Raw genomic sequence first — 17,850 nt, forward strand, 5'->3', positions numbered from 1 at the left:
TCAAGGGTATCAGATTCCAATTCTTTATCCTATTTGGTTGGACGGAAGATGGAACACCGGAGACGGAAGATAATTTGACCTTACCTGATTTTGGTTTAAATTTTCAACCGGATTAAAGTATTGAAATCATTGGCAAATAATGGAAGAAAATCAAGCCCCCGAAACTGAAAAAGATCTCTCCAACAATGAGGTAATTAAATCTTTGAAAAAGACGAACTGGAAATCCTATTTCAAGGAATTTTTTATGCTTTTTCTGGCGGTCTTTTGCGGATTTCTGGCAGAGAATTATCGGGAATCTCTCAGTGCCCAAAAAATTGAAAAAGAGTATATCGTCTCTTTGGTAGAGGACTTAAAAACGGATACGACCAATCTTAGCGGGTATATCTCCTTCCGGAAAGAAAAAAGCGTACTCATGGATTCATTGGCAGGAATGATCCTATCAGAAGAGTGGAGTTTGTTGGGGAATCAGATTTACTTTTTAGCCAGACAAGTCTTCAATGATCAACCGTTTTTCTATTCCAACGGCACCATTCAGCAGCTTAAAAATGCCGGGAACCTTCGGCTACTTCGCAAAAGAAATGTCGTCAATGAATTGCTTAAATATGAGAAAAAGGTAAAGGTGTTGGAGGAATGGGATGAAAATGACAACAGAACCAAATCCACTTTTCGCGAAATGGGAGGAAGGGTTTTCCATTCCTCGGATTTGAATGCCACGATGGATTCAAATATGAAATTCGTGATGCCAACGACCAATCCTCAATTGATTACAGACGATTTTGGGATCATCAATGAGATTGCTTTTCAGATCCACTACCTATCCAAAATGACCAAAGGCAATAGCCTCCGAGCGGAATCCTTAAAGTCTGACGCAGTTCGCTTACTGGAATTGATTCATTCAGAATATAAACTCGACTGAACATGGAAAAGCAATCCATAAATCAAGGTCAGAGGATCGAAGAGCACAATCCAAAGAAGCCGATTGTCTAGAAAAAGAGAAACTGGACCTCCTATTTCAAGGAGTTCTATATACTGTTTTTTGGCTATTTCCCTTGGATTTTACAGCAGGGACTGTGGTGGAAATAAAGCTGTTATATGCTGCTGTGGTTAAAAGTTGCGCAAGTTCTCTTAGACTCGCACACAACCATCCGAGTGGGAATATGCTGCCTTCAGAACAGGATAAGAGATTGACCCTGCGAATCAAAAAAGCAGGTGAAATCCTGGATATCCCGGTACTGGATCATTTGATTATGACCGCTGAAGGATATTATTCCTTTGCAGATGAAGGGGAGCTTTAGGGCTCTCTTTTCTTTTTTTAGTTTCCATGAACTTTCCCTTTCAGAAAATTCATGGAAACTATTCATAGGCATTCATTTTTTTAAAATTGTGATAAATGACAGATTGCTATAAAGGCGTATTTCAATATTGAGGATTCCTGATTCTGTAGCTATCTGTATGTTTTTTAGCTGTTGCAAATGGGATTTATAAGCTTTGATCAATCAGACTGCCGGTTAGGAATTTCTGGTAGGACTACAATAGGACTTATTATTTTTTCCATTCCTTTTTCCGCCAATTTAGCCTGACCCCGTCACACGAGGCAAGAGCTTACGGCATAAAGCCCTCACGCTTGCCTTTGCTGGTTTATTCCGTTTCCTCTTGCACTTAGTGCCGGTCTCAGGCTGGTGCAGCTTCATAAGTATTTGTCAAACCAAAACACAAAAGACTATGAAGACGCAAACAAAAAAATCAGCAAAAACATCCACTAAGAGAAAAGGGGGAAATGACTTAGCAAGAAACAAGTGGCGCAGTACACAAAGCCCAAAAGGCTCACCGGATATCTATCAGAAGTTTACTGATCTGATCATCGAGAAACTGGAGCAGGGGGTGATTCCCTGGAAGCAGCCTTGGCATCAGATGGGGATGCCCTCCAACTACCTGACAAGGAAGCCTTACAAAGGGATCAATCTATGGCTTTTATTATCCTGTGGACATCAGTATCCCTACTATTTAACTTTTAAGCAGGCGAACTCACTTGGAGGCAAAATCAAGAAGGGAGCGAAGGCACTTCCGATCTGCTACTGGAACTTTGCCTTTCGGGACAAAAAGACGGGCAAGGTGATTCCAGAAGATAGGATAGGAGAATATGATCTGAAACTGGTGAGTAAATCCGGTTTTCTCAAGGAGTTTAAGGTGTTTCCCATAGAACAGATTGAGGGAATAGAATGGGAGTTTCCAGAAATCAGCAAAGAAGAACCACTGCCTGATAATGAACAATGCCGTAAGATCTAGGAGGAAATGCTCCGGGCTCCTGAGTTGATTCATTCTGGTTCCTCAGCCTACTACAGGGCAGACCTGGATCAGATTACCATGCCGGAGAAAAAACTGTTTGACTCCGCTGAACAATATTTCGGGGTATTGTACCATGAAATTTGCCATTCTACAGGGCACCCATCCAGATTAAACAGGGTAGGAGTTTCAGAACCTCAGCAATTTGCGTCAGAATTTTACAGTCGTGAGGAGTTGATCGCCGAGATGGGAGCAGGGTACCTGAACAACCTTACAGGGATATTGGATCAGAGCCTGCTGGAGAACTCGGCAGCTTACATTCAAAACTGGCTAAGCGAACTTCGCAACGACAAGCACTTACTGATAGAGGCTGCCAGCAAAGCCCAGAAGGCGGTGGATTACATATTGATGGAGCCCCCGTTTTAGAATTAGGGGAGCAATCCCCTTTTTTTGGTCATGGCGATCTAGCTAAAGATAGGCTGATTGTTTATTTTCAGGAAAGCAACCAATCAACTTCAATCTGATGAAACTTACCAAAGAGACAGCAAGTGATCTAGACCTTTTAATTAAAGAGTTGGTTGCGGATAATTCAAAAGTTGCTTCAATAGAAGATATGAAGTCAGTTCTTTTTCCTGATAAACCTGAAGCGTATTTGATGGCTTTATTTCATTACTTGAGAGCTCATAGTCCTAGTTTGTTCTTTCCAGAACCAGAACCAAGTCCTGAATTGTTTTTGGCAAGTGATTATTTGCCAGCTTTTTATTACGAGGGAGCATTTACAGCGATTTTCGAAAGTCAAGAAAAAGAAAGGTTTGAGACGGAGGAGAAGAAAAAGCTGGAACTGGAAAAATTGAAATTTGATGTCAAGAATACCAAGAGGATTTATAAGACCTATTGGTGGACATTCGGATTTGCCCTGATTGGTTTTGTATATGTTCTGATCCGCCTGGGTACTTGGCTTTTGGAAGAGCGGATTATAGAATAGAAGGGAAAATTCAGGTATTTTGAAACTCCTTTCCTAGTTTTGGGCTGTAATTGAATTATCCCCCATTATAAACTTTTGAATATTGGACCTGAAACACGCATTTTATCTGAAGTCTAAAAATGAACAGGTGTGGATTCAGGTAAGAATAGGTTTTTTCGCAGTACTGATCCTGCTGATAGTTTTTCTGATTTGCTGGAACACTGGCTTTTTTCTTCCCCTGATTTTAGGCCTTCCCATCACCCTGTCACTAGTAGCTCCCTTTTTTGATGTGCCTGCCCTGAAAAAGAGCGGGGATTTGGTTTATTATTCCCCTTTATTTCTTGCTGAAAAGCCAAAGAATGGGAAAATAATCGTTCATGGTGGGACTTTGTTTGATTATGTCTTTGTGATAGATCCGAGCCTCAAAGGCCGAGAAAGAAGCAAGTTGATTATGGAGCAGTACCTCGAAGGCTTGGTAAACCTGATTGATCATGTGCAAAAAGAAAATTCGAAGAACCTTACTATCCGGGGGACTAGCTATATCCTGAATACGAGAACAGCTCGAAAAATTGGCTTTCAGGTAGTTCAGACTGATTTTTTGCAACGATGTATTTTGATATATAATTACTTCAACCTATTGTGCGCCAATTCCTTAGCAAAAGGCAAACTGACTTTTCCAAAACTTGACGAAATCCAAACCTTTGAGGCAAAACTTGATAAGCTGATGGAAAGAAGGAATTTTATCAACAGTTTGAATAAGAAATTGAAGCAAAGCCAAATAGTTTGAGCTTCCGGCAAATCAGATTTCATTTGATTTGGGTAGCGTTAAAATAAAAAGAGAAAATTGGTGAGGAAAGTTTTGCTAGGCGATGGCAACACTCGGTAAATCTTTGATTAAGGCACTAAAATCACTCCCTTGAAGCGCCCTTAATTCTCCGAAGGAGTACTGGATCAATAAAGGGACAGGACAGGAATTACTCTGGAGTTCTATACCCTTTGCTATAAGGTAGATGCAGTGTGTCTACGATGCTCCTTCGATGCTTCTACGATGCATGTCCGATCTGGTATCGAAGAAGCATCGCCGATTGACTGGGATTAAAAGGTAGAAGCAAGGGACTTCTTGTAACTATAATTAAGCTCCGGAAAAGGAGCTATGGCAATATTCCAGCCAGTTACAGTAGCGTAGCCTGCTAAGGTATATTCCTATCTTTCAATTTACTTGCGAAGTAGACCAATGGTTCTATACCTTCGACACTGCATCGAAAATAGATTGACGATGGTTCTATATTTCATCTCTAGGTTGGCGAAGAAAAGTGGACTGACAGCCGGGCTAGACCGAATGATGATGAAGGTTTTCTATTCCATTTATCATCTTCGTGGAGAATTTTGAAAGGTGTCATATGCCTGACAATTGTATGCTGAGGAAACCCGGAGCATGTAGCAACATTCCCTTTATGTACTTCTACAAAAAAATCGAAACGCACGGTTTATTCCTCTTTCTGGCTTGGTTCTGCATCGGAATAGACTATCAAGACGAGGCTTTGGTGGTTCCTATCATCTAACTGGATGCGAATCAAGTGGTATATCCTGCTATTTTTCAATTATTTACAATACAGTTAGGAAGAATTAGCGAACAGGTTCAATTTGTCTCAAAATTTCAATTCAATTGAATTGAATCGAATTTGAATCTTCGAACTGTATGAGGTGTGTGAGGGATATGAAATGTACGAATTGAACGCCCCTTATTTTACTTTAAGAATATGTTTCTTAGTTGATTTATTCTGGGCTATTATTCTGCTAAAAATCTTTGTCCAGAGTAATGTTCACAATTTTATTTAGGCACATTTTTTCCTGCTGTCCATTCAGCTCAAATGGTTGCATTTGATTTTTCACATGGGTACTTCCTATGATTCCTGACAAAACCCAGTATGTCCAAATTTTATTTATAATTAATCTAGATAATATTTGAATTTAGATTTTTGGATTTTACATTTGTGCTAACTTATAATTAATCTAAATAAAATCAATACTAAATCCAATGAATCTAAAACAAGCTTCCTTAATAGTCTGTTCAGGAATTTTGGCTTTTTCGTGTATCGAAGATGATATTCCTCAGAATGAAGTAATCAATGCACCTGCTACTTATGTTTTCGAAAGAGATGGAGCATCTACTGTCAATTATCAAGGCCAAACAGACCGCTTGAATATGCTTTCTGAAGTGAAAAGCTATCTGGTGACCGGAGACCAGGGTCAAGCACTTTCCCTTCAGAAATTGTTGGACATGTACTCTAATACCAATTCCCCTTTTTCCAGCCAAGAATTGAATCAGGCTACAACCAAGCAGCTTGAAAACAAAACCAATGCAGCCCAGATTGATTTTTTCAAGGGGTTAATGGCAAATGCAGCTGAAGTCAGCGAGGACGTAGCCGCAAATAGTACTGCTGCCGGTGAGGGAATTGCAGGAAGGATCGAAAGGGGTAATACCGGAAATTTTGTCAACGTAAACGAGAAGGGTTGGGAATTTACCCAGCTAATAGAAAAAGGATTGATGGGAGCTGTTTTTTACGATCAGATCTTTAATTCTTATCTCACCGATGCAAAAATCGGCGATGCTGTGGACAACGATAATCTTGTCGAAGGGAAAAATTACACGACGATGGAGCATCATTGGGATGAAGCTTTCGGCTATTGGGGAGTACCTACTGATTTTCCAAAAGGTGACCCCGTTTTAACGCCTGAATACAAAAGATTTTGGGCTAACTATACCAACGGCAGAGATGGGTTACTTAATGTAAACCAACCGCTGATGGATGCCTATATTTTAGGAAGGGCTGCAATTGTAGCAAATGACCATACTGTCAAAAAAGAACAAGTCGAGGTAATCATCGATCTCCATGAATTGGTATCTGCCGCAACAGCAGTTCACTACATTAATGATGCTATGGACTATCTATCATCAGGCGATCAGGGTAACCTTTTTCACTCCCTGTCTGAAGCTTATACTTTTGTAAGTGCTCTCCAGTTTAGCCCACGCAAAAAAATCACTCAAAGTGATATTACAGAGATTCTCACAAGCGATTTCGGAACCGATGGGGATTTTTGGAAAATAAGCAATGAAAGTTTGCAAAATGCCAAGAATAAATTGACGACCGCTTATCCTGAACTAAACGATCACGCCGATGTGTTGTAAGCATATTTCTTCATTTGGATCTATGTTGATGGTAACATGCCTTTTGGGCATGTTACTTTCTTGTGTTGACAATGCCGAGGAAAAAATAGAACAGACTACCGCTAGACGACCTGTTTTGGAGAATCTGGCAAGTACTGTGATCATTCCAGGCTATGAAAACCTGCATTCTTTGCTTTCTAAGTTAGATCAGTCAGTGAAAAATTTCACCGCCGGACCGAATGCCGAAAACTTGACATCACTTAGGGGGGATTTTATGGATGCTTACGCAGCATGGCAAAAAGTTTCTTTTTTGGAATTCGGCCCTGCCTTTTCCCAAACCTTAAGAGCCGAGCTCAATACTTTCCCAACGGATAATTTTTCTATTGATAATGCTGTTCAATCCGGGGAATTTTCCTTCACTGGATTCAGCACTCAAAACCGAAGAGGTTTGCCAGCCATGGATTATCTGCTATACGGAGTTGCAGATTCTGATGAAGGAATCCTTGAGAAATACTCCACTGATTCCAACGCTGAAAATAGAAAGCAATACCTTTTGACAGTGAGTCAGCTTATGTTGACTAAAGTGGATTTGGTCTATAATCAATGGCTTCCTACCGGCGGTAATTATCAGGAAGAATTTATCCAAAGCGATGGTACTGATGTGGGATCATCCTTTGGTGAAATGGTCAATTCGATGTCACAATATCTGGAACGATTCACCAGAGATGCACGGATAGGCATTCCATTGGGCAAACGCTCTCAGGGAGTGATTATCCCTAGGAATGTGGAGGCATATTACAGCAGTCAGTCAATTCCTCTTTTCCAGGAACATGTCTCGGGAATGAAGGACTATTATCATGGTAAAGGCGGGAGTCAGGATAGTAAGGGTTTTTATGAATTTCTTCAGGAAATCAAAGCAGGAGAAGATGAACGGTTGGCTCAGCGGATTTCGGATCAATTCGATTTGATCCTCAGTAGATTGGATCAGGTACCTTCACCGCTCGCTGAAACTATCCGAACCAATCCGGCTCCTGCAGAGGCTGCCCACGTGGAATTACAAAAACTGGTCATCCTATTCAAAACAGAATTTTCCTCTGCTTTAGGTGTACTGATTACTTATCAAGACAATGATGGGGATTAATTAGGTTAAAGTGAAGCCATCGATAAACAGTTGTATAAACAAGCCGATTTCAATAGCACCCTTGATTCATTTCAGGGTGCTTTTTGGCTTGATTATGTTTATCAGCGTTATCAGGTTTGTCTTAAATGGCTGGATAAAAACCCAATACATTGATCCCGAATTCCATTTCAGCTACTATGGGTTTTTCTGGATCAGCAACCCTGGTGAAGCAGGGATTTATCTGCTTTTTACCATCATGGCATTGACATCATTGGGCGTTACCCTAGGCTTGTTTTACAGGATATCGGCAGTGCTTTTTTTTATTTCCTTTACCTATGTGGAATTGATTGATGTGACCAATTACCTCAATCATTATTACTTCGTAAGCCTAGTTGCATTTTTGATGATATGGATGCCTGCACATTTAGGATTTTCTTTTGATTCAAGGAGAAAAGGTTTCTCAATTACTCAGATCCCTTATGGGTATGTATTGATTATTCAGTTGCTTTTGAGCATGGTTTATTTTTATGCAGGACTTGCCAAATTGAATCCAGAATGGATGTTGGAAGCGCTTCCATTGAGAATTTGGCTCCCCATGTATAGCCATTTACCGCTTGTTGGCGGACTGATGAATGAGCTTTGGATGGCTTATGCCTTCAGTTGGTTTGGTGCAATCTACGATCTAAGCATTCCTTTTTTACTTTTTTACAGTAGGACGAGGCCGTATGCATTCATTGCAGTTGTGGTCTTTCATATTTCCACTTGGTTGCTATTTCCGATCGGCATGTTTCCCTTTATCATGATTCTTGCCACAACTATTTTCTTTTCCCCCAAGAGTCACAAAAAAGTCTTGTCCCATTTGAAAAGTATTTTTTCGCAGAAAGGATTTTTGAATCCCATTTCCAGACGTACCCTATATAAAACAAACTATCAGAAACTAATCTGGAGCATTTTTACTGTTTTTCTAATCGTACAGATGGCCTTGCCGCTAAGAGCTTTTTTATATCCGGGCAAGCTTTTTTGGACAGAGCAGGGATATCGCTTTTCCTGGAGGGTCATGTTGATGGAAAAGGCCGGATATGCCATCTTCCATATCAAGGACAAAAAGACAGGCAGAGAATGGGAAGATTATGCAAGCGATCATCTGAGTGCGATGCAGGCAAAACAAATGTCAACACAGCCGGATCTGATTCTTCAGTTTGTTCATTACTTAAAGCAAAGATGGGCTGACCAAGGGTATGAAGATGTAGAAATACGCGCTGAAGTTTATGTCAGCTTAAATGGCGGAGTGAATCGCTTGTTGGTTGATTCCAATATAGACCTAACCCAGATCAAAGACAGTTTTGGTCATAAAACCTGGATTTTACCTTACTAAATAATTTATGAAATTCTTTTTGCCTATCCTTCTTTTCATTTTGATCAATCTGCCTTTGCATGCGCAGGTTCTGGTAAAAGGTTCGGTGGAAAGTTTGGGTGAATCTCTCCCCGGAGCCAATGTTTACCTGAAGGGAACAGCCTTCCAGACGGTAAGTGATCAGAAAGGAGCATTTACGCTTTCCTCAATTCCTCAAGGGGAATATACCCTTGTCGTGTTTTTCTTGGGAAATAAAACATTCTCCCGAGTTCTAACTATTGGGCCTAAAGACAAGGTCATTGAGCTAAAAATTGAAATGGAGGAGATCAGCGGTGAATTGAATCAGGTAACTGTCGAGGGTAACAATTCGGATTCCTATGGTATCATAAGGCTAAACTCAGTAGAAGGCACGGCCATCTATGAAGCTAAAAAAAATGAGGTCATTCAGCTGGATAATATCACTGCAAATTTGGCTACAAACAACAGCCGGCAGATCTATGCTAAAGTGCCGGGACTGAATATCTATGAAAGTGATGGTGCTGGATTGCAGTTGGGGATAGGGGCAAGAGGTTTGGATCCTAATAGGACTTCCCATTTCAACGTTCGCCAAAACGGTTATGATATCAGTGCTGATGCTTTGGGATACCCCGAAAGTTACTATACTCCAGCTACCGAGGGAGTGGCGCGCATTGAAGTGGTGCGAGGTGCGGCATCTTTACAATACGGAACTCAGTTTGGGGGATTATTGAATTTTGTAATGAAGGATGGTCCGGAGGACAAAAAGGCTAAAGTAGTACTTAGGAATACGGTTGGCTCTTATGGGTTTTTGAATACATTCAGCAGCGTTGGTGGCACTTTGGGTAAATGGAATTACTACTCATTTTTCCAATATAAAAGAGGAGATGGTTGGAGGGAAAACAGTGGGTTTGATTCCAAGATGGCCTACACTTCACTTTCTTTTAAACCAAATGAAAGATTTAAGGTGAAGTTGGAGTACACGGTGATGGATTATCTTGCCAGGCAGGCGGGCGGCCTTACTGATGCACTGTTTGCGCAAAATCCCAGACAGTCCATCCGGTCTAGGAATTGGTTCAAGGTGAACTGGAATCTTTTTGCTAGCCAATTGGATTTTAAAATCAACAATCAGCTTAAACTCAACCTCAGGAATTTTGGGCTAATCGGAGGTCGGGATGCACTAGGAAATCTAGGTAGAATTGACAGGGTCGATGATGGTCTGGAGCGAAATCTCTTTGTGGATGATTTCCGAAACTTCGGTTCGGAGCTCAGGCTGATTTATAACTATCGTCTTGGAAAGCAGGAAAATGCATTTTTGATAGGAAGTCGCTATTACAATGGATTTACAGACAGAAAACAAGGATTGGGCTCAGCAGGGAATAATGCTGATTTCAGTTTTCTCAATCCCCAAAATCTTGAGGATGCAGATTATGATTTTCCTGGAAGGAATATTTCTGTATTCGCCGAAAATGTGTTTAATCTGAGTGATAAAATCAGCCTGACACCAGGTATCCGAGTGGAATATATCCGAACAGCTGCCAACGGTTATTATGCTGGGAATACCTTGGTGCCTGATCCAGATACGGGTTTTGCGAGAGATTCCACTTTTAAAGTGTTTGAAAAGCTGGATAGGAAAAGAAGTTTTGTTTTTGGCGGTTTGGGCTTCAGTTATAAGCCAAAAGAAAACCATGAATTTTATGCCAACTTTTCACAAAACTATCGCTCAATCAATTTCAATGATATCCGGGTTAACAATCCCAATTTGGTGGTTGATGAAAATATTCAGGATGAAAGAGGGTATAATTTTGATTTGGGCATCAGGGGAAGTCAAAACAAGAAATTCAATTATGATGTCAGCTTTTTCTATTTGAAATATCGGGATCGGATCGGTGCTATTTTACGAACCGACCCTGAGAGTTTTAGGATATTCCGATACAGAACCAACGTTGCGGATGCCTACAGTTTAGGATTGGAGGCTTTTGGAGAATTTGATTTGCTTCGAGTCTTGGAATGGGATGAAAAATATAAGCTTAATTTCTTTACTAATATTTCTTTGATTGATGCTCGTTACCAAAGCTCGGAGGAACAAGTACTGGAAGGAAACAGGGTGGAACTGGTGCCTCCATTCAGTATCCGATCGGGTGCAACATTTGGAGTGGGGGCATTTAATATGACTTATCAGTTTTCATTTGTCGAGGAACATTTTACAGATGCCTCGAATGCAGTCAGGACGCCATCTGCTGTAGAAGGAATTATACCTTCTTATCAGGTCATGGATCTTTCGATGAGATATTGTTACAAGTTTATTAAGCTGGAAGCCAGTGTCAATAATCTGACTGACAACCTGTATTTCACGCGGAGGGCAGCAGGATATCCGGGGCCGGGAATAATCCCTTCAGACGGTAGGACATTCTTTCTAACGCTGGAATTCAATTTTTAGAAATGAATTCCTGTAAAATAAGGATACTAATTGGTGCCTTCAGGGTTCAGAATTCGCAAAATCTAAAGTAGAACAACAAAAAGGGGATAAAAAGAGGGACCGATAGCAGGGTAAAATCAAAACAGTTGGAAGAATCTTTAAGCTACACACATAAGGGAACAGGAAGGGAATTACTTGGGAGTTCAATTTCCTTTGCTATAATGGCAATACAGTGTATCTACGATGCACTTACGATGCTTTTACGATTTGGTATCGAAGAAGTATTGGAGATTGATTGGGATTTGAAGGTAGTAGTAACGGACTTCTTGTAACTATAATTAAGCTACGGAAAAGGAGCTATGGCAAAATTCCAGCCAGTGGCTAGAGGTAAGCGAGCCAGATCATTTGCCTATCTCACTATAACATACATGCTAAGGATTTATAACCAAAGGTTCTAGTCCTTAGGCTCTGCTTCGACTTTGCACCGACCTTGGTTCTACTTTTCATCACTGCGCTGGCGAAGAAAAGTGGACTGACAGCCGGGCTAGACTGAAAGATGATGAAGGTTGTTTATTCATTATCATCCTAAAGGCGGAGAGGATTATGGGGAGGGAGCAAGTGAGAATCTTAGTGTTAAATTACTTGAGAAGTACGGTAAAGCGGTTGCTTAACCCGTCTGTCAGAGCCAGATTTCAAATGGAAACCTATAATCCCGGCAATCCTCTGGATAAAATCCCGCTTGGGAATTTCATTTTTCAGCAGTGGGAGAATACGTGGGACAGGTGAATTATGAATAAAATTTGCATAAAAAACGTAAATTTATACTCTAAAATCACATAAATATATTTTTTTCACGTAGAATTGTATTCAAATCGTAAAGCCATGATCGTTCATTTTTCAGTTCAGAATTTCCGGTCTATCAAGGATCGGGTTGATATCAGTTTTGAGAAGACGGGATTAAAAGGGTTGCCTTCAAACTATTTTGCAGCACCTGCTAAAACCCAGCTGTTAAAGACTGCAGTACTTTACGGACCAAATGCATCAGGGAAAAGTACCGTACTCCAGGCATTCAAAGCCTTGGAATATTTGGTGGTTCATTCAGCAGGGTTTAAACCGGACCAATCCATACCACCCTATGAACCGCATCTATTAGACAAAGGTTTCCGTGAGGAGGCCGTGGAGCTACACGTGGTTTTTTATGGACAGGACAGCATCAAGTATGAATTTAATCTAGCCTTTCTTGAAAAAAAGGTGATTAAGGAAGAAATGTATTTTTACCCTAATGGTGTTCAGTCTGTCCTGTATCAGCGTAGTTTCGGTAAAGAGATCAAGTTTGGGGAAGGTTATAAAGGTGCTAAAAAAGCAATCGAAAAACTCTTGTTGCCCAATCAGCTGTTTATTTCGAAAGCATCGGAAAACAATGTTGAATCCTTATTGACTCCCTATCATTTTTTTGATCAGGGTATGATGGTCTTCCCATTTTTGAGCGAGGATCATGAATCTAATCTAAAAAGACTCTATGCAAGGCGCCTGGCAGAACAGCAGGATTCAGGATTTACCAGAAAGCTGAATGCATTGATCTGTGCCTTGGACACTGGGATTTTGTCAGTTTCTTCCAAGGAAGTGGATTCACATAGTTTTAAATTTCCTGATAATGTTCCCGACGAGATCAAGCGAAAAATACAAGAGGACTATAAATACGATATCAAGACTTCCCATCCCTTGTACGATGGAGGGAAGCTGGTAGGGCAGGAGCTTTTTGATGTAGAAGAGGAATCTACGGGGACTAAAAGCTTGTTGGTGATCGGAGGGATTATTTTGGATTCATTGGAAACAGGAAGAGTGTTGGTTGTGGATGAGTTTGAGAAAAACCTGCACCCTTCCATTACCAGTTACTTGATCAGCCTTTTCCATAATCCCCTGACCAATCCAAAAAATGCGCAATTGATCTTTGCGACACATGACATTACCCAACTTGCAAATGGGGCGTTTAGAAGAGATCAGATTTGGTTTACAGAGAAGAATGAATTTGGAGCCACAGAATTATACGCCTGTTCTGATATCAAGGGGATTCGGACTGAAAATCCCTTGGATAAATGGTATGCTTCAGGGAAATTGGGCGCGACACCTATCATCAATGACGTGGATTTTTTGATTAAAATGCAGGAAGATGTCCTTGAGGAGACCGAATAAGCGGATTTTGATTTTATGTGAGGGGGTGACTGAGAAACTGTATGCTACCTCACTTCGGGCAGAGTTGGGTAGAAACCTACAGAGGAGTATAGCTGTGGAGGTAACGCAGGGAGATCAACAGAATCCCTTGGACCTGGTGAGGGAGGCTATCGCAAAAAAGAAAAAAGCCAGAAAGGAAAAGAACCCATACGATGACATCTGGATATTTTTTGACCATGACAACTGGCCGCAGTTGAGAGATGCGTTCCGGTTGATAGAGACGGAGGGGTTCAGATTTTCTTTTACCGCGCTTTGCTTAGAGCATTGGTTTATCCTTCATTTTGAAGAGTGCGGAAGGGCGTTTCAGCGGGGGGAAGATGCGCTTAGTCATCTTAGAAGGTTATGGCCTCAATACCATAAAACCAAACTGAACCACTTTGTTGAGTTGAAGGAAAAGCTGCCGTTGGCCATGGAGCGTGCCACTAGGATGAATAGCAGGCAAGAGGAAAATACCGTCACAGAGAGGAACCCTTATTGTACCATACCTGATTTGATTTCCTTTTTTCAATCACTAGAGGCCGGATGATTGGGCGGAATTGCCACTGATCTAACTTACATAAATCCTATCGGGAAAGTGATACGAGGAAAAAGCAATTCGGGATCCACTACCTAATTCTTGTCCATAAGCTTCATTAAAAGGCGGATCAATTACCCTGTCACTTCAGGAGAGAGCCTATCCCGATGTTTAAATCCCGATAACCAAGTGATCCGGGAAGCAAAGCAATATCGGTAGCAGTGGAAGGGTTAAAACAACCAATAAAGTGGTATGGCAAGGCTAGGAGGAGGTTAAGAAAACCAATAGCAGATTGCCAAGATTAACAGGGTAGAGTAGAACCTAAAGATGTCTTTTAAGGAAAAACTTTTCTTGAGGCTGATGTTACCCGCCACAATTCCCAACCCTGAGAATTGTGCACACAGCGTGTGCACAATTGAAAGCTTGAATCACCTGTCCTGGCGTATTTCTTTAATAGAAATCTTTTAAATATCCTATTGAGCTTAAAAAGTGACAAATTGCCTTTTCTTAGGGACGAACTTTTATATCTTTAATACTTAATCAATTTCGGAATTTTTTAAATCTATCGTAAGCTTAGTTTTTTGGCTTGCCAGAAATTCCGATGCTAAAGTAGGATCCTAACTAATACCCATGCCCCCAATGGCTAAGAAAACAGCCCAAAAGAATCAAAAGTCCATGGAAGAAACCCTCTGGGATTCAGCCAATAAATTAAGAGGAACGGTAGAGAGTTCCGAATACAAACACGTAGTACTGGGCCTGATATTTCTGAAGTTTGCTTCGGATAAGTTTGAAGAACGAAAAGCCGAACTGATCGCCGAGGGCAAGGAGAAATACCTGGAGATGAAGGAATTCTACAATATGAAGAATGTCTTCTTTCTCGCTCCCGAAAGCCGTTGGAACCATGTCATAGCCAATTCCAAGCAGGATGATATCGCGCTGATCGTGGATACTGCGCTACATACCATAGAGAAAAACAACCCTTCGCTGAAAGGCGCTTTGCCGGATAATTACTTCTCAAGACTCAATCTGGATCCCAGCAAACTCGCTGCCCTGCTCGACACCATCAATAACATCGACACCGTAGGAGACGAAGAAGAAGATGTGGTGGGCAGGATTTATGAGTATTTCCTCGGTCGCTTTGCGGCAGCAGAAGGAAAAGGCGGGGGAGAATTCTATACGCCAAAGTGTATCGTAAATCTGATCGCAGAAATGCTGGAACCTTACAAGGGAAAGATCTATGATCCCGCTTGCGGTTCGGGTGGGATGTTTGTGCAGTCGGTGCAATTCGTCAAAAGCCATCAGGGCAATACCAAGGATATCTCCATCTACGGACAGGAATTTACCGCAGTCACTTACAAACTGGCCAAAATGAACTTGGCCATCCGTGGAATCTCAGCCAATCTGGGCGATGTGCCAGCCAATACCTTCTTCAAAGACCAGCATCCCGATCTCAAAGCCGATTACATTATGGCTAATCCTCCCTTCAACCAAAGTCAGTGGCGGGAGAAAAGCGAACTCGAGGATGATTCTCGCTGGGCGGGATTCACCACGCCACCGGCAGGAAATGCCAACTATGCCTGGATTCTGCATATGCTGAGCAAGCTTTCCGAAAACGGAACGGCTGGCTTTGTCCTTGCCAATGGCTCCATGAGTACCAACACTTCGGGTGAAGGAGATATACGGCGCGAATTGATCGAAAAGGATATGGTGGACTGTATGATCGCCTTGCCGGGTCAGTTATTCTATACCACTCAGATTCCGGTCTGTCTCTGGTTTGTGACAAAAAATAAGTCGAGAAGACCCCACCCGGAAGATCCGGAAAAGGAATTCCGCGATAGAAGAGGAGAAACCCTATTTATCGATGCCCGCCAACTCGGCAGCATGATAGACCGCACCCAAAAAGAACTCACCAAAGAGGATATTGCTACGATTGCAAATACTTATCACAACTGGCGTAATTCCAGTGATGTCAGGCTGAACGAAGTCGAAGCCTCAAACTCCAGTAAGGTGATAGGTAGCGAAGCGAAGCAATCTCAGGATGTCAGCCTGAGCGGAGTCGAAGGCTACCAAGACATCCCCGGCTACTGCAAATCTGCCACCCTCTCCGAAATCGGAGCAAACGACTACGTCCTGACTCCCGGTCGCTATGTAGGTGTAGCCGATGAAAAAGATGACGGCATCCACTTCGAAGATAAGATGACTGAACTCACTGCCACGCTGAAAGGACAACTGGAACAAGCCAAATCACTGGATCAGGCTATTTTGGAGAATTTAAAGGGATTGGGGTATGAGTGATTGGAAGGAATATTCTTTTTCAGAATTATTGTCTGAACCAGTAAGAAATGGAATTTATAAGACTAAAGAATTTCATGGAAGAGGGCAGAAAATTGTGAATATGGGTGAGTTATTCGCAAATCCGAGATTGTTTGATATTGAAATGAAAAGAGTAGAGCTCAATGAAAATGATTTTAAAAAAGCTCTCTTAAAAGAAGGAGACTTAATTTTCGCTAGAAGATCATTAACAGCAGAAGGTGCTGGAAAATGTTCAATTGTTAAAAGGATTAATGAGGATACTTCTTTTGAATCATCTTTAATAAGGGCAAGACCAAATAAAAGTCTATGCAACTCTGATTTTTTATACTACTATTTTTCATCCTACCAAGGTAAGAATGCTATGTATGGCATAATGAGGCAGGTTGCTGTTGCAGGAATCACAGGGTCAGATTTAATGAAACTTAGACTTGAGATACCCTCTCTCCCTGAACAAAAATCCATAGCCCATATTTTAGGGAAGCTGGATGATAAAATCGAGCTAAACCGACAGATGAACCAAACGCTGGAAGCCATGGCGCAAGCCTTGTTTAAAAGCTGGTTTGTGGACTTCGATCCGGTGATGGATAATGCACTGGCATCAAATCAAGAAATCCCCGATGAATTGCAGGCGATGGCTGAGAAGCGCCAGCTTATTGCGAACCGTACCGTCATTGCGAGTGACGAAGGAGCGCGGCAATCTCATCAAGCAAACTCAAAACGCCTCATCGACACCAATCCCGAACTCGCCGCTAAATTCCCTTCTTCTTTTGTCTTTAATGAGACGCTGGGGAAATGGATTCCTGAGGGGTGGAAGGTGAAAGCTGTTGAAGACGCAATCCATGTAAATCCATTCGTATCTATTAAAATGGGAGAGGTCAGGAAATATGTTGATATGAAAGCACTTCCTACCTCTGGGTATTCAATTGATGGATTTATTGAGAAGGAATATAGTGGAGGGGCTAAATTTAAACAAGGAGATGTGCTACTGGCTAGGATTACACCATGTCTAGAAAACGGAAAGACAGCAATAGTTGATTTTCTAGAAAATGATGAAGCTGCTTTTGGATCAACTGAATTCATTATCCTTCGTGGAAAAAATCAAATTAAAACACCATTTATTGCATGTTTAGCAAGATTTGAAGCCTTTGTAAACCATTGCATTCAAAATATGGTAGGGTCATCTGGAAGACAAAGAGTTCAGAACTCATGTTTTAATTCATATTTTTTAGCACTACCTGAAAATGAGCTTTTAAAGAAGTTTGACCTTCTAACAAATCCTTACTTCAAAAAGATAACTGATAACTCAAGTGAAACAAAAACCCTTACTGAACTTCGAGATAATTTATTGCCGGAGCTGATAAGTGGGAGGGTGAGGGTGAAGGAGCTCGATGAATGGACAGAACAAAAATTGGCAATGGTTGCGGAGAAGAGACCTATTTATAATTCAAAATCTTAAAACTAACCAAT

Annotated in this window: 15 protein-coding genes; all 15 read left to right on the top strand. The window is 41.3% G+C overall.

What is annotated here, in order from left to right; all coding sequences use genetic code 11:
* Window positions 1-139: 139 nt before the first annotated feature.
* The 15 genes from ACPUEN_RS00620 (at window position 140) to ACPUEN_RS00690 (ending at window position 17,839) form a co-directional block, all read left to right on the top strand.
* The gene (locus tag ACPUEN_RS00620; RefSeq protein ID WP_425637907.1) at window positions 140-916 is read left to right on the top strand and encodes a hypothetical protein; all 777 of its coding nucleotides are present in this window, start codon (window positions 140-142) and stop codon (window positions 914-916) included.
* A 157-nt stretch (window positions 917-1,073) separates the two neighbouring features.
* On the top strand, window positions 1,074-1,295 hold the full coding sequence (locus ACPUEN_RS00625; RefSeq protein ID WP_425640226.1) for a JAB domain-containing protein: 222 nt from the start codon (window positions 1,074-1,076) through the stop codon (window positions 1,293-1,295).
* A gap of 427 nt (window positions 1,296-1,722) precedes the next feature.
* Entirely contained in the window at window positions 1,723-2,286 is a 564-nt protein-coding gene (locus tag ACPUEN_RS00630) for an ArdC-like ssDNA-binding domain-containing protein (RefSeq protein ID WP_425637908.1), read from the top strand.
* Window positions 2,287-2,292: 6 nt separating this feature from the next.
* Window positions 2,293-2,709: a zincin-like metallopeptidase domain-containing protein gene (locus ACPUEN_RS00635; protein ID WP_425637909.1), complete on the top strand. Its 417-nt coding sequence runs from the start codon at window positions 2,293-2,295 to the stop codon at window positions 2,707-2,709.
* Window positions 2,710-2,806: 97 nt separating this feature from the next.
* Entirely contained in the window at window positions 2,807-3,268 is a 462-nt protein-coding gene (locus ACPUEN_RS00640; RefSeq protein ID WP_425637910.1) for a hypothetical protein, read from the top strand.
* 82 nt (window positions 3,269-3,350) lie between these two features.
* The gene (locus tag ACPUEN_RS00645; RefSeq protein WP_425637911.1) at window positions 3,351-4,034 is read left to right on the top strand and encodes a hypothetical protein; all 684 of its coding nucleotides are present in this window, start codon (window positions 3,351-3,353) and stop codon (window positions 4,032-4,034) included.
* A 1,251-nt stretch (window positions 4,035-5,285) separates the two neighbouring features.
* A complete protein-coding gene (locus tag ACPUEN_RS00650; RefSeq protein WP_425637912.1) occupies window positions 5,286-6,437 on the top strand; it encodes a DUF4856 domain-containing protein in 1,152 nt (383 codons plus the stop codon).
* A 49-nt stretch (window positions 6,438-6,486) separates the two neighbouring features.
* Window positions 6,487-7,557, top strand: coding sequence for an imelysin family protein (locus ACPUEN_RS00655; protein ID WP_158530607.1), 1,071 nt, complete (start codon window positions 6,487-6,489; stop codon window positions 7,555-7,557).
* 94 nt (window positions 7,558-7,651) lie between these two features.
* On the top strand, window positions 7,652-8,911 hold the full coding sequence (locus ACPUEN_RS00660) for an HTTM domain-containing protein (protein WP_425637913.1): 1,260 nt from the start codon (window positions 7,652-7,654) through the stop codon (window positions 8,909-8,911).
* Window positions 8,912-8,918: 7 nt separating this feature from the next.
* On the top strand, window positions 8,919-11,345 hold the full coding sequence (locus ACPUEN_RS00665) for a TonB-dependent receptor domain-containing protein (protein WP_425637914.1): 2,427 nt from the start codon (window positions 8,919-8,921) through the stop codon (window positions 11,343-11,345).
* Window positions 11,346-11,470: 125 nt separating this feature from the next.
* Window positions 11,471-11,656, top strand: a complete 186-nt coding sequence (locus ACPUEN_RS00670) for a hypothetical protein (protein ID WP_425637915.1) — start codon at window positions 11,471-11,473, stop codon at window positions 11,654-11,656.
* Window positions 11,657-12,206: 550 nt separating this feature from the next.
* Window positions 12,207-13,517: an AAA family ATPase gene (locus ACPUEN_RS00675; RefSeq protein ID WP_425637916.1), complete on the top strand. Its 1,311-nt coding sequence runs from the start codon at window positions 12,207-12,209 to the stop codon at window positions 13,515-13,517.
* Window positions 13,495-14,082: an RloB family protein gene (locus tag ACPUEN_RS00680; RefSeq protein WP_425637917.1), complete on the top strand. Its 588-nt coding sequence runs from the start codon at window positions 13,495-13,497 to the stop codon at window positions 14,080-14,082. Before ACPUEN_RS00675 ends, ACPUEN_RS00680 begins: the two co-directional genes overlap by 23 nt.
* Before the next feature lie 618 nt (window positions 14,083-14,700).
* Window positions 14,701-16,365, top strand: coding sequence for an N-6 DNA methylase (locus tag ACPUEN_RS00685; RefSeq protein WP_425637918.1), 1,665 nt, complete (start codon window positions 14,701-14,703; stop codon window positions 16,363-16,365).
* Window positions 16,358-17,839, top strand: coding sequence for a restriction endonuclease subunit S (locus tag ACPUEN_RS00690; protein ID WP_425637919.1), 1,482 nt, complete (start codon window positions 16,358-16,360; stop codon window positions 17,837-17,839). Before ACPUEN_RS00685 ends, ACPUEN_RS00690 begins: the two co-directional genes overlap by 8 nt.
* Window positions 17,840-17,850 lie beyond the last annotated feature (11 nt).

Source organism: Algoriphagus yeomjeoni (assembly GCF_049821175.1).
GTDB lineage: Bacteria > Bacteroidota > Bacteroidia > Cytophagales > Cyclobacteriaceae > Algoriphagus > Algoriphagus yeomjeoni_A.

Excerpts from the sequence above, each read along its gene's own strand:
- ACPUEN_RS00620 (WP_425637907.1), top strand. The coding sequence starts at position 140 with ATGGAAGAAAATCAAGCCCCCGAAACTGAAAAAGATCTCTCCAACAAT.
- ACPUEN_RS00630 (WP_425637908.1), top strand. The coding sequence starts at position 1,723 with ATGAAGACGCAAACAAAAAAATCAGCAAAAACATCCACTAAGAGAAAA.
- ACPUEN_RS00635 (WP_425637909.1), top strand. The coding sequence starts at position 2,293 with ATGCTCCGGGCTCCTGAGTTGATTCATTCTGGTTCCTCAGCCTACTAC.
- ACPUEN_RS00640 (WP_425637910.1), top strand. The coding sequence starts at position 2,807 with ATGAAACTTACCAAAGAGACAGCAAGTGATCTAGACCTTTTAATTAAA.
- ACPUEN_RS00650 (WP_425637912.1), top strand. The coding sequence starts at position 5,286 with ATGAATCTAAAACAAGCTTCCTTAATAGTCTGTTCAGGAATTTTGGCT.
- ACPUEN_RS00655 (WP_158530607.1), top strand. The coding sequence starts at position 6,487 with ATGTTACTTTCTTGTGTTGACAATGCCGAGGAAAAAATAGAACAGACT.
- ACPUEN_RS00660 (WP_425637913.1), top strand. The coding sequence starts at position 7,652 with ATGTTTATCAGCGTTATCAGGTTTGTCTTAAATGGCTGGATAAAAACC.
- ACPUEN_RS00665 (WP_425637914.1), top strand. The coding sequence starts at position 8,919 with ATGAAATTCTTTTTGCCTATCCTTCTTTTCATTTTGATCAATCTGCCT.
- ACPUEN_RS00675 (WP_425637916.1), top strand. The coding sequence starts at position 12,207 with ATGATCGTTCATTTTTCAGTTCAGAATTTCCGGTCTATCAAGGATCGG.
- ACPUEN_RS00680 (WP_425637917.1), top strand. The coding sequence starts at position 13,495 with ATGTCCTTGAGGAGACCGAATAAGCGGATTTTGATTTTATGTGAGGGG.
- ACPUEN_RS00685 (WP_425637918.1), top strand. The coding sequence starts at position 14,701 with ATGCCCCCAATGGCTAAGAAAACAGCCCAAAAGAATCAAAAGTCCATG.
- ACPUEN_RS00690 (WP_425637919.1), top strand. The coding sequence starts at position 16,358 with ATGAGTGATTGGAAGGAATATTCTTTTTCAGAATTATTGTCTGAACCA.